The organism is Anaeromyxobacter oryzae (genome assembly GCF_023169945.1).
GTDB classification, from domain to species: domain Bacteria; phylum Myxococcota; class Myxococcia; order Myxococcales; family Anaeromyxobacteraceae; genus Anaeromyxobacter; species Anaeromyxobacter oryzae.
This window is the reverse complement of record NZ_AP025591.1, coordinates 3984862-4000043: the sequence shown is the minus strand read 5'-3', so window position 1 is coordinate 4000043 and position 15182 is coordinate 3984862. Positions and strand designations below refer to the sequence as shown.

Annotated in this window: 14 protein-coding genes; all 14 read right to left on the bottom strand. The window is 70.4% G+C overall.

What is annotated here, in order from left to right:
- Positions 1-3 precede the first annotated feature (3 nt).
- Positions 4-1782 (bottom strand): thiamine pyrophosphate-requiring protein, encoded by a 1779-nt coding sequence (locus tag AMOR_RS17480; protein ID WP_248352868.1) that lies wholly within the window; start codon positions 1780-1782, stop codon positions 4-6.
- Positions 1779-2162 carry a sensory rhodopsin transducer gene (locus AMOR_RS17475; RefSeq protein ID WP_248352867.1) on the bottom strand — a complete coding sequence of 128 codons (384 nt, stop codon included), beginning with the start codon at positions 2160-2162 and terminating at the stop codon, positions 1779-1781. The genes AMOR_RS17480 and AMOR_RS17475 overlap by 4 nt, the downstream gene beginning before the upstream one ends.
- A 703-nt stretch (positions 2163-2865) precedes the next feature.
- Positions 2866-3264, bottom strand: coding sequence for a cytochrome C oxidase subunit IV family protein (locus tag AMOR_RS17470; RefSeq protein WP_248352866.1), 399 nt, complete (start codon positions 3262-3264; stop codon positions 2866-2868).
- Between the two features lie 15 nt (positions 3265-3279).
- Positions 3280-3909 carry a cytochrome c oxidase subunit 3 family protein gene (locus AMOR_RS17465; RefSeq protein WP_248352865.1) on the bottom strand — a complete coding sequence of 210 codons (630 nt, stop codon included), beginning with the start codon at positions 3907-3909 and terminating at the stop codon, positions 3280-3282.
- The gene (locus AMOR_RS17460) at positions 3899-5569 is read right to left on the bottom strand and encodes a cbb3-type cytochrome c oxidase subunit I (RefSeq protein ID WP_248352864.1); all 1671 of its coding nucleotides are present in this window, start codon (positions 5567-5569) and stop codon (positions 3899-3901) included. The genes AMOR_RS17465 and AMOR_RS17460 overlap by 11 nt, the downstream gene beginning before the upstream one ends.
- Positions 5538-6599, bottom strand: a complete 1062-nt coding sequence (coxB, locus tag AMOR_RS17455; protein ID WP_248352863.1) for a cytochrome c oxidase subunit II — start codon at positions 6597-6599, stop codon at positions 5538-5540. The genes AMOR_RS17460 and coxB overlap by 32 nt, the downstream gene beginning before the upstream one ends.
- Entirely contained in the window at positions 6596-7444 is an 849-nt protein-coding gene (locus AMOR_RS17450) for an SCO family protein (protein WP_248352862.1), read from the bottom strand. Before AMOR_RS17450 ends, coxB begins: the two co-directional genes overlap by 4 nt.
- Positions 7441-7869, bottom strand: coding sequence for a hypothetical protein (locus tag AMOR_RS17445; protein ID WP_248352861.1), 429 nt, complete (start codon positions 7867-7869; stop codon positions 7441-7443). Before AMOR_RS17445 ends, AMOR_RS17450 begins: the two co-directional genes overlap by 4 nt.
- On the bottom strand, positions 7866-9047 hold the full coding sequence (locus tag AMOR_RS17440) for a hypothetical protein (RefSeq protein ID WP_248352860.1): 1182 nt from the start codon (positions 9045-9047) through the stop codon (positions 7866-7868). The genes AMOR_RS17445 and AMOR_RS17440 overlap by 4 nt, the downstream gene beginning before the upstream one ends.
- Positions 9044-9610, bottom strand: coding sequence for a c-type cytochrome (locus AMOR_RS17435; RefSeq protein WP_248352859.1), 567 nt, complete (start codon positions 9608-9610; stop codon positions 9044-9046). The genes AMOR_RS17440 and AMOR_RS17435 overlap by 4 nt, the downstream gene beginning before the upstream one ends.
- Positions 9607-10140 carry a DUF3341 domain-containing protein gene (locus AMOR_RS17430; protein ID WP_248352858.1) on the bottom strand — a complete coding sequence of 178 codons (534 nt, stop codon included), beginning with the start codon at positions 10138-10140 and terminating at the stop codon, positions 9607-9609. Before AMOR_RS17430 ends, AMOR_RS17435 begins: the two co-directional genes overlap by 4 nt.
- Entirely contained in the window at positions 10137-11567 is a 1431-nt protein-coding gene (gene nrfD / locus AMOR_RS17425) for an NrfD/PsrC family molybdoenzyme membrane anchor subunit (protein ID WP_248352857.1), read from the bottom strand. Before nrfD ends, AMOR_RS17430 begins: the two co-directional genes overlap by 4 nt.
- Complete coding sequence (locus tag AMOR_RS17420) at positions 11564-14518, bottom strand: TAT-variant-translocated molybdopterin oxidoreductase (RefSeq protein ID WP_248352856.1); 2955 nt, start codon at positions 14516-14518, stop codon at positions 11564-11566. The genes nrfD and AMOR_RS17420 overlap by 4 nt, the downstream gene beginning before the upstream one ends.
- The gene (locus tag AMOR_RS17415) at positions 14506-15159 is read right to left on the bottom strand and encodes a cytochrome c3 family protein (protein WP_248352855.1); all 654 of its coding nucleotides are present in this window, start codon (positions 15157-15159) and stop codon (positions 14506-14508) included. Before AMOR_RS17415 ends, AMOR_RS17420 begins: the two co-directional genes overlap by 13 nt.
- Positions 15160-15182 lie beyond the last annotated feature (23 nt).

The window sequence follows — 15182 nt, the reverse complement described above, 5'->3', positions numbered from 1 at the left end:
CGCTCACCTCCTGTGCGGCAGGTACGACTCGATCGCGTCGCGCCAGGAGTCGACGATCATGGCGCCGCGGTCCGGATCGCCCTTCAGGATCGAGGAGACGTAGCCCTTCGCCTGCTCGACGGTGATGTGCGGCGGCAGCGGCGGCACGTTCGGATCGGTCCGCGCCTGGACCAGGCAGGGCCGGTCCGCCGAGAGCGCCTTGTCCCACGCCGGCCCGATGTCCTCCGGCCGATCGATGCGGGCCGCAGTGAGCCCGAGCGACTCCGCGAACGCCGCGTAGTCCACCGCGGGGAGGTCCTGCGAGGCCTCGAGCTTCGCGTCGCCGGACATGACCCGCTGCTCCCAGGTGACCTGGTTCAGGTCCTTGTTCTCGAGGACGAGGACCACGAGCCGCGGGTTCTTCCACTCCCGCCAGTACTTCGAGATCGTGATGAGCTCCGCCATCCCGTTCATCTGCATCGCGCCGTCGCCGGCGAGGGCGATCACGACGCGATCGGGGAAGGCGAACTTCGCCGAGATGGCGTACGGCACCGCCGGCCCCATCGTCGCGAGGTTGCCCGACAGCGAGGCCATCATGCCCTCGCGCAGCTTCACGTCGCGGGCGTACCAGTTCGCGCTCGATCCGGAGTCCGCCGAGAGGATGCAGCGGTCCGGCAGCCGCGGCGAGAGCTCCCAGAAGACGCGCTGCGGGTTCACGGGGTTCGCCGGGTTCATCGCGCGGGCCTCGAGCACCTTCCACCAGCGGCGCACCTCGCTCTCGAGCTTCTCCCGCCAGCTCGTGTCCTCGCGCGGCCGGAGCAGGGGCAAGAGCGCCCGGAGCGTCTCCGCCGAGTCGCCGACGAGGTTCACCTCCATCGGGTAGCGGATCGACAGCATCTTCCCGTCGAGGTCGATCTGGACGCCGCGGGCCTGCCCCTCCTTCGGCAGGAACTCGGGGTACGGGAACGACGAGCCGACCATGAGGAGCGTGTCGCAGTCCTTCATCAGGGTCCACGACGGCTTCGTGCCGAGGAGGCCGATGGCTCCCGTGACGTACGGCACGTCGTCCGGCAGGACCTGCTTCCCGAGGAGCGCCTTCGCGACGCCCGCGCCGAGCTTCTCGGCGACGGCGCGCACCTCGGGCCCGGCGGCGCGCGCCCCGGCCCCGACGAGCATCGCGACGCGCTTCCCCGCGTTCAGCACGTCCGCGGCGCGGCGAAGGTCCTTCTCCGCCGGGACGACCCGCGGCGCGGCCCAGCCCATCCCGCTGTGCACCGTCGCGTGCGCGTGCTTCGGCGCCTCGTAGTCGCCCTCCTGCAGGTCGTTCGGAACGATCACGCAGGTCACGGTCCGCTCGGCGAGCGCGATCCGGAACGCGCGGTCGACGAGGTGCCGCGCCTGCGACGGGACCATCATCGTCTGGACGTACTCGCGGGCGACGTCCTTGAAGAGCGACTGGAGGTCGACCTCCTGCTGGTAGCTGCCGCCCATGGCGGCGCGCGCGGACTGGCCGACGATCGCCACCACCGGCTGGTGGTCCATGCGCGCGTCGTAGAGGCCGTTCAGGAGGTGGATCGCGCCCGGGCCCGACGTCGCCATGCAGACGCCGGGCTGGCCCGTGAACTTCGCGTGGGCGCAGGCCATGAACGCCGCCATCTCCTCGTGGCGGACCTGCACGAAGTCGAGCTCCTTCACGTGGTGGAAGGCGCCCATGATCCCGTTGATGCCGTCGCCGGGATACCCGTAGACGCGGTTCACGCCCCACGCCAGCAGCCTCCGCAGGATGTACTCGCCGACCGTCATGCGCCCTCCCCCGCCGCCGAGAAGGCCAGCGTCGTCATGAGCGAGATCTCGGCGTCGCGCGCGTCGAGTCGCGTGTGCTGGATCACCACCGGGACGTCGGACCGGATCACGCTCGCGAACTCCACGCCGCGCGGCACGGGCTCCGGGTCCTCGAGGTCGTCGAACCGCAGGTGCAGCGTGCGGCGCGCCGGCACCGTCACGTGGTACGGGCCGGCGGGATCGCGATCCCTGAAGAAGATCTCGAATTCGAGGTGCGCGTCGGCGTCGCCGGCGTTCAGCACGCAGGCGGCCTCGTGGCTCTCGAGCGCGCGGCCGCGCTTGCCAGCGCGCGGCGGGAGCCAGCCCTCCGGGATGGCCCAGGTCCGATGTCCGATGGTCAAGAGGTGCCTCCCCCGCCCGCGGCGGCGCGATGCGCGCGCGGGCTCCAGGGGGATGGTATGGACGCCAAGGACCATCCGCGAGGGGCGCGCGGCTGAGGGCCTCCGTGTCGCGGGGAGCGGCGCGCGCCCGCCGGGCGGGCTGGTCGGTTCATCTCGGGGTCCGAGGTTCCGTACTGGAGGCGACGCGCATGCGAGCACGTCCCGAATGCTTCGTGCCTCCATCCGTCAGCGGCCCGATCGCCCACTGGAGCGGAGACGGCCGGGACGGGCCTTCGCGCCGGAGCGCAGGGACCGGGCGTTTCGTACGGACTGGACCGCAGTACTTCAGCCGGCCTGTCACGGATCGTGACAGCCGCCGAGCGGCGTCGCACACGCCGCCGCCGGAGCTGCCGTCGCGGCTGGCACGAGCGGACGTGCGCCGGCCCCGCGCGCAAGGACCCGTCCGATCATCTGCACCGCCAAAGTCCCGCGTCCCGAGCACCGCCGTGAAGGACCGGCCCGGCCCACGGAGCGGTCCGCCCGCTCACGGGCGACGGTCGCGGGATCAGGCGGATGAGACGCCCGGCGAGAGCATGACTCGAGCCCCCTCACCCCGGCCCTCTCCCCCGGTGGGGGAGAGGGAGGGATGCCGCCCGTACGAGAGAGGACGAGCGGGACCGCGCCGCCCGCGCGGAGCGCCGCCGAGCGCGGCCCGGCGAGACGATCAGCGCAGCTGATCCGGCGCCGGATCCCGGTCCGCGCCGCCCGCGGGCAGCGCGCCCACCGAGCCAGGCGGGTTCGCGAGCGGGAACCGGGTGGCGTTGTCGAGCACGGTGAGCCCGACGAGCAGCGCCACGAACACCAGCGAGGTCACGAACACGAGGCGGTTCGCGCCCTGCTGATCCCAGAGGTGCATGAAGAACAGCACCACCATCGCGCCCTTCGCGGTGGCGATGAGGAGCGCGACGGTGATGTGCCAGCCGCCGGGCAGGTGCACCCTCGACGCCCAGTACGTCACCATCGTCAGGACGAGGAGCGCGATCCAGATGACGGCGTACCGGCCGGCGTGGGTGTGGCTCTCGGCCTCCTGCTCGCGGTGGGCGATCGATCCGTTCTCGGCCATGGCGTCCGGTCGCTCCTAGATGAGGTAGATGAGCGGGAAGACGAAGATCCAGATGAGATCCACGAGGTGCCAGTAGAGCCCCGCCAGCTCCACCGGCGTGTGGTACTCCGCGGTGAACTTCCCCCGCCAGGAGAGCACGCCCACGATGGCGAGGACGGTCATCCCGATGATCACGTGGATGCCGTGCAGGCCGGTGATGAGGAAGTACAGGGAGAAGTAGATCGTGGCGCCGGGGCCCTGGACGCCCTCGAACGTGTAGTACCGGCCCGGGAGCTGGCCCTCCTGGAAGTGGTGCGTGTACTCGAGCGCCTTGAAGCCGAGGAACACGAGCGCGAGCGCGACCGACGCGGCGAAGAAGAGCGCGGTCCGCTTGCCGTTCCCCTTCGTCGCCTCGTTCAGCCCCATCGCCACGGTGAACGAGCTCGTGACGAGGACGAGCGTGTTCACGAGGCCGATCCAGGTCTCGATCGAGCGCGACGCCTGGGCGAAGGTGTCCTGGTACAGGAACCGGTAGACGCCGTACGCGGCGAACAGGGCCGTGAAGAGCAGCACCTCGGTGGCGAGGAACAGCCACATCCCCAGGCGCGCCGCGTGGGTCTGCTTGTCGAGGTTCTCGAAGTGATGCGCGAGCGGGCTAGCTTGCATGTCTCGGCTCGGGGTGGACGTGGCCCGGCGCCTCCTCGGGCTCGTCGTAGTTGTGCGGGCCGTGGCTGAACACCGGCGTGGTCTCCCAGTTCTCGGGCGGCGGCGGCGACGGGACCATCCACTCGAACCCGCGCGAGTGCCACGGGTTCTGGCCGGCGACCGGCCCCCACTTCAGCGACACGAGCATGTAGACGAGGATGAGCAGCAGGCCGAACGCGAGCACGGACGCGCCGGCCGTGGACGCGACGTTCAGCGCCCAGAAGCGCTCCGGGTAGGAGAAGTAGCGCCGCGGCATCCCCTCGTTCCCGAGGAGGAACTGCGGGATGAAGGTGAAGTTGAACCCGAGGATCACGAGCGTCGCGCCGACGAGGCCCCAGCCCTCCGGGTAGGAGCGCCCGGTGATCTTCGGGAACCAGTAGTGGAGCGCGGCGAGGAACGCCATGATCACGCTCCCCACCATGATGAAGTGGAAGTGGGCGACGACGAAGTACGTGTCCTGCCAGTGGACGTCGAGGGACACCGTCGCGAGCGCGACGCCGGTCATCCCGCCGAAGACCAGGAAGAAGAGGAAGCCGACGAAGTAGGCGAAGGGCGTCTTGAACGAGATGGAGCCCTTGTACATCGTGGCCGTCCAGTTGAAGACCTTGATGGCCGTGAAGATCCCCACGAACATCGAGAGGACGCCGAAGATGCCGGCGTCGAAGGCCGACTGGCCCGACGTGAAGAGGTGGTGGCCCCAGGTGAAGAAGCCGACGAAGGCGATCCCGAGGGACGAGTAGGCGACCGCGTTGTAGCCGAAGATGTTCTTCCGGGAGAACGCGCAGACGACCTCGGAGATCACCGCCATCCCCGGGAGCACCATGATGTAGACGGCAGGGTGCGAGTAGAACCAGAAGAAGTGCTGGAAGAGCACCGGGTCGCCGCCGCGCGCCGGATCGAAGATCCCCCAGCCGAACGCGTTCTCCACCGCGACGAGCAGGAGCGTCATCCCGAGCACCGGCGTCGCGAGGACCTGGATGACGGAGGTCGCGTAGATCGACCAGATGAAGAGCGGCATCCGCGTCCAGGTCATGCCCGGGGCGCGGAGCGTGTGCGTCGTGACGATGAAGTTCAGCCCGGTGAGGATCGACGAGAACCCGATGATGAACACGCCGAGGAGGATCGGGACGATCCGCGTCACCGTCTGGGTGGAGTACGGCGTGTAGAAGGTCCAGCCCGTGTCCGCGCCGCCGTGGATCATCCCCCAGAGCGCGAGCACTGCGCCGAGCAGGTAGACGTAGAAGGAGAGCAGGTTCAGCTTCGGGAAGGCGACGTCCTTCGCGCCGAGCATGATCGGCAGGAGGAAGTTCCCGAAGCCGCTCGGGATCGCCGGGATCATGAACAGGAACACCATCACCACCCCGTGCAGGGTGAAGAGGCGGTTATAGGTCATCGCGTCCACGATCGTGGGGCCGGGCGTGAGCAGCTCCAGCCGGATGAGCATGGCGAAGAGGCCGCCGACCGCGAAGAACACGGTCGTGGCGATCATGAACATCACGCCGATCCGCTTGTGGTCCTGCGTGACCAGCCAGGACCTGAGGCCGGTCGCGGGCGAGTTCAGGTAGTTCCGCGGGTTGTACGCGGGCACGTCACTTCGCGTCGGTGCGCTGGACGGATTCATAGACCGGTGGCTCGGACGGGCCGGACGGGCCGGCCGACGTCCTCAGGGACTTGATGTACTCGACGACGGCCGCGGCCTCGGGCGGTGCGAGCTTGCCCTGGAACGTCGGCATCACGTTCTGGTAGCCCGCGACGATGTCGGCCGCGGGATCCATCATCGACTTCGTGAGGTAGCCCTCGTCGGCGACGATGGTGCGGCCGTCCTTCAGCTTCTCCCTGCGCAGGTACAGGTTGAGCCACGTCGGGCCGATGTGCTGCGAGCCGTCGACCGAGTGGCACTTCAGGCACCCCTGCTCGGCCGCGACCTTCTGCCCCTCGTCGACGATGTTCGAGGCGGTCATGACGGGCTCGCCGCGAGCGGGCGCCGCGTCCTGGGCGCGCGCGAGCCCCTTGCGCTGATCGGCGATCCACCCATCGAACTCCTCGGCGGGCATCACGACGAGCTCGCCGAGCATGGCGGAGTGGCCGATCCCGCAGAACTCCGCGCAGAAGATCTCGTAGCGGCCGGGGCGATCGGCGTTGAACCACGTCTGCGTGTACCGCCCCGGCAGCGCGTCCTGCTTCACGCGGAGCGCCGGGACGAAGAACGAGTGGATCACGTCGCGCGAGGTGATGAGGAGGCGGACCGGCCGGCCCGCGGGGACGCGCAGCGTGTCGACCGCGTTCGGTCCGCCCGGGTACGCGAACTTCCACATCCACTTCTTCCCCTGGACGTAGACGTCCATCGCGTCCTTGGGCGGCGTCTGGAGGCTCGCGAACTGCGGGAAGCCGATGGCGAACCAGAGGAGGAAGAAGGAGAGCGGGACGCCGATGAAGAGGACCTCGTGGATCGCCCGCGGCGTCACGTGCGGCGTCACGTCGGTGTCGGAGCGGCGGCGGTAGCGAACGAAGAAGTACAGCGCGGTCCCGAACACGCCGACCGACGCCACCATCGTCGTGAGGATCACGAAGAAGTGCAGGTGGTCGACGTTCCGCGCGTAGCCGCTCGCCTGCTCGGGGAGGAACAGGATCCTGCGCATCAGCTCGTTCATGGCGCGTGCCTCGCCTTCCCGCGCCGCTCCCGCCAGACGAGGCCGCCGATGAGGCCCGACAGGCCGAGCAGCACCGCGAGCGCACCCGCCCGCATGATGCCGATCGCGTACGGCTCGTACTTCCGCGAGGCGGGGTCGTAGCGGTAGCAGGTGAGGAGGAAGCGATCGAAGCTCGTGCCGACCTTGCCGCCGGCGGCCTCGACGACGGACAGCCGGAACTCCTTCGACGGGTACTCGATGCCGTAGAGGTAGCGGGAGACCTTCCCGTCCGGAGTAAGGACGAGGACGGCGGCCATGTGCGCCCACTCGCCCGTGCGGTCGTCCTTCTTGTAGTAGAAGCCGACCGCGTCCGCGACGGCGCGCGATGCCTGCCCGGTGCCCACGAGGAACGGCCACTCCGCGCCGGAGTCCTGCCTGCCGAGGGACTGGAGGTACCCGCGGCGGCGCTCGGCGGCCATCGCCGGCTTCTCGTCCGGGTCGAACGAGATCGTCACGGCATCGTAGTCCTTGCCGAGCACGAGGCCGTTCTCGCGCATGGTCTTCGCGAGGCCGGACAGGATGAGCCCGCAGAGCATCGGGCAGTCGTAGTAGACGAGCGTGAGGATCACGGGCCGGTTCCCGGCGAAGGCCTTCCTGAGCGTGAAGGTGCGGCCGCGCCAGTCGGTGAAGGTCGTGTCGAGCGGCACCGGCGCGGCGAGCTTCTCCTCGATCCGGACCTCCTCGAGGCCCATCGGCTGCGCCTGGATCGGCGGCGCGTTCGCGGACCGGTCGGTCCGGTACTGGGCGCGCGCGGGCGCGGCCGCAGCGAGGGCCGCGAGCGCGAGGGCGGCGGCGGGGCGGATCACGGCTGGCCTCCCGGCGAGGCGCCGGCCGCGGGGGCACCCTGCGGACGGACGCCCTGGGCGACGAGGTCCATCGCCTGCTGGATCGGGACGTGGACCACGCCCGCGCCGCGGTCGACCCAGCCGTAGGAGCCGAGCCGCTCGAGACGGCGGGCCCGGTCGCGCTCGCCCCGGAGCGGGTACCCGTTGAAGAGCTGCTGCTCGACCATGCCGATCTTCGAGTCTCCGATCTCGGGCGGGATCGCGATGGGGCCGCGCTCGACCAGGCGCCCGTGCATGAACGCGGAGGTGGCGACGGACGCGAGGAAGAAGAGGAGGAGCGCGGCGACGCCGACGCCGATGACGGCGGGCGTGGAGATCCGGTCCTCCTCGGACCGGACCCCGTGGTCCTCGTGCCCGGAGGCCGGGCGCTCGGTCTCGGTGGTCATTGCGGCTGGTACCTCAGCGAGTCCTCGAGGTAGGGATCGCGGACCGGGATCGCCAGCGTCCCGCGCATCCGCAGCACGGCCATCGCGACGGTCACGCCGCCCACGCCCACGAACGCGGTCAGATCCCAGAGCGTGAAGCGGGGCCCGCGCTCGTGGACGTGCGGCATGATCAGCCAGTAGAGGTCGACCCAGTGCACCACGAGCAGGCCGGCGGAGACCCACGCCAGCCGGCGCGGGTTCCGGGTCACCGCCCGCTGGAGCAGCGTGAAGAACGGGACCACGAAGTGGAACAGGGCGAGGAACACGCCGACCCAGAGCCACCCCCCGTTGATCCGGAGGATGTACCAGGGCACCTCGTCCGGGATGTTCGCGATCCAGATCAGCATGAACTGCGAGAACGCGACGTAGGCCCAGAACGCGACGAACGCGAGCGTGTACTTCCCGAGGGAGTGGAAGTGGTCGAGGTTCAGGTACGCGCCGAACTGGTTCGGATCTTCACGCGTGGCGAACGCCGCGATGTTCGTCACCGCGAACGCGCCCATGAAGCTGCCCGCCCACCAGTAGACGCCGAAGATCGTCGAGTAGAACCGCGGATCGATCGACATGATCCAGTCGAACGCCGCGAAGGTCATGGTGAGGCCGAGGAGCGGGAGCGCGCCGGCGCCGAGGCGCCGCTGCCACCTCGTGAGGGTGACGCCGCCCGCCGCGTCCTGCCGGAGCGACCACGCACGGAGGAAGTGCGCGACGACGATCCACGAGACGAAGTAGAAGGCCGCGCGGACGAGGAAGAAGGAGACGTTCAGGTACTTCGTCTTGTGCTCGACCGCCTTGCGCAGCTCGCCCTCGAGCGCGCCGGGATCCACCCACGGGAAGAGCTGATGGCGCCCGAGGAGGATCGGGATGAACAGGACGATGAAGAGCGGGATCACCCCCGGCACGTTCTCGAGGAACCGCCGCAGCACCACCGCCCACTTCGCGCTCGACGCGTGGAAGGCCCCGAGCAGGATGAGCGCGCCGAGCGCGAGCCCGAGCCAGTAGACGAACGCGACGAGGTAGGCGTAGAGCGCGCGGCGCGCGTCGAACGCGCCGCCGATCGCGGTGAGGACCAGCCCCGCGACGCCGACGGCGGCGGACGTCGTGAGGAGGCGCCGGCCGCCCTGGTACGGGCTCAGGTTCATCGCCCCTCCTTCTCGAGGCGCTGGCGCGCCTCCTGCGGCACCTGCTCGACGGTGGCGTGCTGGCTGAGCTGCAGGGCGCGCACGTAGGCGACGACGGCCCAGCGGTCCTGGACCGTGAGGTGCGCGTACGACGGCATGAGGCCGAAGCCCTGGGAGATCACCTGGAAGATGTAGCCGTCGGGCCGGTCGCGGTAGAGGTGGAGCGACGGCGGCCGGCGGAGCGACATGTTGAGCGCGACCTGGCTCTCGCCGTCGCCGAGCACGCCGTGGCAGATGGCGCAGTTCGTGTCGAAGCGCAGGCGGCCCCGGGCGAGCAGCGCGGCGTCGATCTTCACGGGCATGACGGCGAGCGGCTTCCCGTCCGGGCCGCGGCCCGTCGCGACCGCCGGCTCGAGCGGCGGGCCGTACGGGACCGTCCCGGGCGGCGGGTGCATCATCGCGAGCCCGTCCGCGGTGAAGCGGCTCTCCTGGTACGCCTTGTACTTCTGCTGCCGCTGCATCGGGTCGAGCCGCGGGCAGGCGGTCAGCGCGAGGAGCGCGACGAGCGCGAGGCGGCGCGTCATGTCTCCGCCTCCTCCGGCACGATGGACACCTGGGTCGCGCCGAGGCGGCGCAGCTCGGTGGCGGTCGCCTCCGCGTCCTTCCACTCCACCTCGGCGGAGAGCCAGAGTCCGTCGATGGTCGCGGAGCGGAACGCCTCGACCTCGAACGCAGGGTGATGGACGCGCGGGAAGCCGAAGTACACCGCGAGGAGCCCGATGAAGATCGAGAGGGCGGCGAACAGCACGCCGAGCTCGAAGGTGACCGGGATGAACGCGGGCGCGCTGTGCGGCGGGCGGTTCCCGACGTTGAGGGGCCAGTCGTAGCCGACCGTGTACCACTGCAGCAGGTACCCCGAGGCGGCGCCCGCCACGCCGAAGACGAGGACCATGAGCGGCACGGTGGACTTGCGGAGCCCGAGCGCCTCCTCGGCCCCGTTCAGCGGGTACGGCGAGTGGAGATCGAGCCGCGCCCCGCCGCGCGCGCGCAGGCTCCGGGCGGCGTCGAGGAGCGCCGCCTGCTCCGCGAACTCTCCGAGGACGAGGGTCTTCATGACGACCGCTCCACGTCGGCGTGCGCCTCGCGCTCCCGGGCGTGATCCGCGTGCTCGAGCTCGTGCTTGAGCTCCTTCACCTCCGAGATCGGGATCGCCGGGATGAAGCGCAGGAAGAGCATGAACAGGACGCCGAAGGTCGACATCGAGCCGAAGAGCAGGCCCCAGTCGACCCAGGTCGGCGTGTAGTTCGCCCACGAGCCCGGGATGAAGTCGCGCGTGAGCGAGACCGCGATGATGACGAACCGCTCCGCCCACATCCCGATGTTCACGAGGATCGAGACGAGGAACAGGACCATGATGTTGCGGCGGAAGCGCGGCACCCAGAACACCTGCGGGGCGACGACGTTGCAGAACATCTGGACGGCGAAGATGAGCTTGTAGTCGCCCACCGCCCGGTTCCAGAAGGCGAACCACTCGTCGGGGTTCCCCGAGTACCAGGCGATGAACCACTCCATCGCGTAGCCGTACGAGACCATCAGCCCCGTCGCGAGGATCACCTTCGCCATGTTGTCGAGGTGACGGATGGTGACGACGTGGTCGAACTTGAAGACCTTCCTCGCCGGGACCATCAGCGTCACCACCATGGCGAAGCCGCTGAAGATCGCGCCGGCGACGAAGTAAGGCGGGAAGATCGTGGTGTGCCAGCCCGGGAGCTGGGAGATCGCGAAGTCGAATGAGACGATGGTGTGGACGGAGACGACGAGCGGGGTGGAGAGGCCCGCCAGGAGCAGGTAGCCGATGCGCCAGTGCTGCCAGTGCCGGGCCGACCCGCGCCAGCCGAAGGACATGATCCCGTAGATGCGCCGCTGGGTCGTGTTCTTCGCGGAGTCACGGAGGCTGGCGAGGTCCGGGATGAGGCCGAGGTACCAGAAGAGGAACGACACCGTGGCGTAGGTCGAGATGGCGAACACGTCCCACGGCAGCGCGCTCTTGAAGTTCGGCCAGATCAGGTTCGTGGACGGATACGGGATGAGCCACCAGAAGAGCCACGGCCGGCCGAGGTGGATGATCGGGTACATGCCCGCCATCGCCACCGCGAAGAGCGTCATCGCCTCGGCGAAGCGGTTGATCGACGTCCGCCACTTCTGCTGGAAGAGGAGGAGGATCGCGCTGATGAGCGTCCCGGCGTGGCCGATGCCGATCCACCAGACGAAGTTGGTGATGTCGAAGGCCCACGCGACGGGGATGTTGTTGCCCCACACGCCGATGCCGACGAACACCGTGAGCGTGAGGGAGAGGAGCCAGAACCCCATCCCCGCGAGGAGGAGCAGGAAGAGGAGCACCCAGCCCTTCTTCACCGGACCGAGCACCGGCTCGAGGAGGCTCTCCGTCAGGGCGCGATCGTCGGGCCGACCGACCAGCACGGGCGTCGGCTCGAGGGGATCGACGGCGCGGGTCTCGATGGTCTCTCTTGCCGTGCTCATGCGAGGTCGGGGTTCGGGTTGCGCAGCTGGACGAGGTAGGCCGTGCGCGGGCGCGTGCCGAGCTCGTGCAGGAGGTCGTAGCGGCGCTCGTCGGCGTGCCGCTTCGAGACGGCGGAGCTCGGATCGTTCAGGTTGCCGAAGACGATGGCCTCGGTCGGGCACGCCTGCTGGCACGCGCTCTGGACCTCGTCGCCGCCGATCTTCCGGCCGGCGGAGCGCGCGGTGATCCGCGCGCGCTCGATCCGCTGCACGCAGTAGGTGCACTTCTCCATGACGCCGCGCGCGCGGACGGTGACGTCCGGGTTCTGCAGCATCCTGAGCGTCGCCGGCATGTCGCCGTGCCAGTCGAGCCAGTTGAACCGGCGGACCTTGTACGGACAGTTGTTGGAGCAGTACCGGGTCCCGACGCACCGGTTGTAGACCATCTCGTTCAGGCCCTCGTCGCCGTGGACCGTCGCGTTCACGGGGCAGACGTACTCGCAGGGCGCCGCCTCGCAGTGCACGCAGGCGAGGGGCTGCGAGACGGTCTGCGGATCCTCGGTCGGGCCCTCGAAGTACCGGTCCACCCGGAGCCAGTGCATCTCGCGGCTCCGGAGCACCTGCGTCTTCCCCACCACCGGGATGTTGTTCTCCGCCTGGCACGCGATCGTGCACGCGCCGCAGCCGATGCAGCGCGAGAGGTCGATGGCCATGCCCCACCGGTAGTCCTGGTGCGTGTAGTCGATCGGCGTCTGGATCGTCGGCTGCGGCCCGCGGTGCTCGTCGAGCTCGGCCTTCTCGTGGGCGAATCGCGGCGCGTCGTACGAGAGGGCGATGGCCCGGCCCATCATCTGGAAGTGCTCCTGCGTGGTCGCGAGCTTGTACGTGTCGCCGGTCCTCCGGACCTCGAGCCCGGTCGCGAACCACGGCGCGTCCACCGTGCGGAGCAGGTACGCGTCGAAGCCGGTGCCGTTCCCCACCGCGCCGGTCACCGTCTGGCCCCACCCGAGCGGCAGCGTCACCGCCTCGTCCGCGTGGCCGGGCATCACGAGCGCCGCCGCGGAGACCTTCCGCCCCCGGAACGAGAGCTCCACCACGTCCCCGGAGGTGATGCCGAGCCGCGTCGCCGTCGCCTGCGAGAAGTGCGCCGCGTTGTCCCAGACCTGCTTCGTGATCGGATCCGGGAACTCCTGCAGCCAGGCGTTCTCGAGGTGGCGCCCGTCGAGCACCTTGTACGAAGGGGTGAACGAGACCTCGAGGCCGCCCGCCGGGACGGCGACCGCGCGCACCGCCTCCGCCACCCGGCCCGCCTCGGGCGCGGGCGCCTCGGCGGCGCTCGCGGTCCCGGAGACGACCCCCGCGGCGAGCCAGCCGTCCCACTTCCCGTCGAACCCCTGCGCCCCCGCCCGCGCCACCCAGCCGTCGCGCACGATCCGCCACGCGCCCCTGTCGCCCTCGTCGAGGAACGCCGCGAGCAGCTCGACCTCGGTGATGCTCGGGAAGAGCGGCTGGATGAGCGGCTGCACGATGGAGACGGTGCCGTCGCGCGCGCGCAGGTCGCCCCAGGATTCGAGGTAGTGGCTCGCCGCGAGCCGCCAGCCGGCCGCACGCACCGTCTCGTCGTCGCGGTAGGCGAGGACGATCGAGTCCTTCACCTTCGGGAAGAGCTCGCGGAGGCGGAGGTCGGCGGGGGCGGTGTGGAGCGGGTTCCAGGCGGTGACGACGACGGTGTCGACCTGCCCGGCCTGGATCTCCTTCGCGAGCGCGGCGAGGCGCGCCGGGCCGGCGTCCGGATCGAGCAGGGCGGTGGGCCGGTAGCCGACGGTCCGGCCGGCGTTGCCGAGCGCCGCGTTCATCACCGCGGCGATGGCGTGCACCGCGGGCGGCTGCCGCGCGCCTGCGGCGACGAGCGACCGCCCCCGCGCCCGCGCGAGGTCCGCCGCGACCGCGGCGGCCGCCTTCGCCGACGGACCCTGCGCCGGCGCGCCGAGCGGCGCGAGCGCGCCGACGCCGTGCTTGCTCGCGAGCTCGGCGCAGACCGCGCGCGCGAACCCGAGCACGTCCGACGAGCGCATCCGGAGCCGGTGATCCGCCATGCCGCCGGTGACCGTGAAGCGCGACTCGGCCACGTAGAGCCGGTTCATCCGCTCGCCGGTGCGGCGATCCGCGAACTCCCGCGCCTGCCGGAGCGGCTCGCCGTCCACCGCGAGGAGGTCCGACTCGAGGGAGAGGATGACGTCGGCCTCCACGAGGGAGAGCGACACGTCGAGGGGGCGGCCGAAGGCGAGCTGCGCGCCCGCCCGCGCGGCGTCGTCGCCGACGGGCGCCCACGCGTCGAACCGGGCGTTCGGAAACCGCTGCAGGATCCGGCGGCGCAGGTCCGCGAGCGTGGGCGAGGTGGTCGGCTCCACGAGGAAGCGGAGCCGCGCGCCGCCGTCCTTCTCGTGGCCCCGGGCGAGCGCCGAGAGCTCCTGCAGGAGCGGGACGAGGCCGAGCGAGCGCGTCCCGCGCCGGAAGCCCTCGAGGCGCGCGGGATCGTACAGGTCGAGGATGCTCGCCTGGGTGATCGCGTCGGTGCCGCCGCGGTTCGCGGGGTGCTCGCGGTTCCCGTCGATCTTGGTGGGGCGACCCTCCCAGCTCGTCACGACGAGCCCCAGCGCGTAACCGCCCCGGCTGATCGCGGTCGCGTACGCGTTCGGCACGCTCGGGACGACCGAGGCGGGCGGCTTCACGTACGAGACGACCTTCTCGCGCGGTGGCTTGCACGCGGCGACGCCGGCGAGGGCCGCGGAGGCCCCGAGGAGCTGGAGGAAGCTCCGCCGCCCGAAGCCCTCCGGCACCTCCGCGGCGCCCTCCGGGAACTCTCCCGGCGCGAGCTCCACGTCGCCGTCCGCCTGCTCGACGCTGCGCCACCGGCGCGCGTCGACGCCCGAGCTCCGCTGTCCGTAGATGGGAAGCCTTAGCGATGGCATGTGTAGCAGCTCGTCCGCGGTTGGACGTCGTACTTCTTCGCCAGCTCCTTGCCGTAGGCGATGGGATCGCCGGGCGGCGGCTTCCACGTCATGTTCGTCACCTCGTCCGGAGGCCGGAGGCGCGGGTACGGGTTGCGGTGACACTCGAGGCACCATCCCATCGTGAGCGGCTGCACCTGCTCGATCGCGGCCATGGTGTCGACGCGCCCGTGGCACTCGACGCAGCCGACGCCCTTGTTCACGTGGATGGAGTGGTTGAAGTAGACGAAGTCCGGGAGCTTGTGGACGCGGACCCAGGGCAGCGGCTTGTTCGCGAACCAGCTCGCCCGGACGAGATCGAGCAGCGGGCTCTTGTTCCACACCTGCGAGTGGCAGTTCAGGCAGAGCTCGGTGGGCGGGATGCCAGCGGACGGCGCGCGGTCCACGGTCGTGTGGCAGTAGCGGCAGTCGATCAGGTCGTCCTGCACGTGGTGACGGTGATCGAACTGGATCGGCTGGGCGACCTGGACCTGCTGCCCGGTGCCGTAGGGCGTCCGCCAGTAGAGCATCGCGCCGCCGACCGACCCGGCGGCGCCGGCGATCAGGAGGACGAGTACGAGGCGGAAGACGGCGTTCGATCTCGGCGAGAAGAGCGCGCTCATCGGTGGCGCGCGCAACCCCGAGG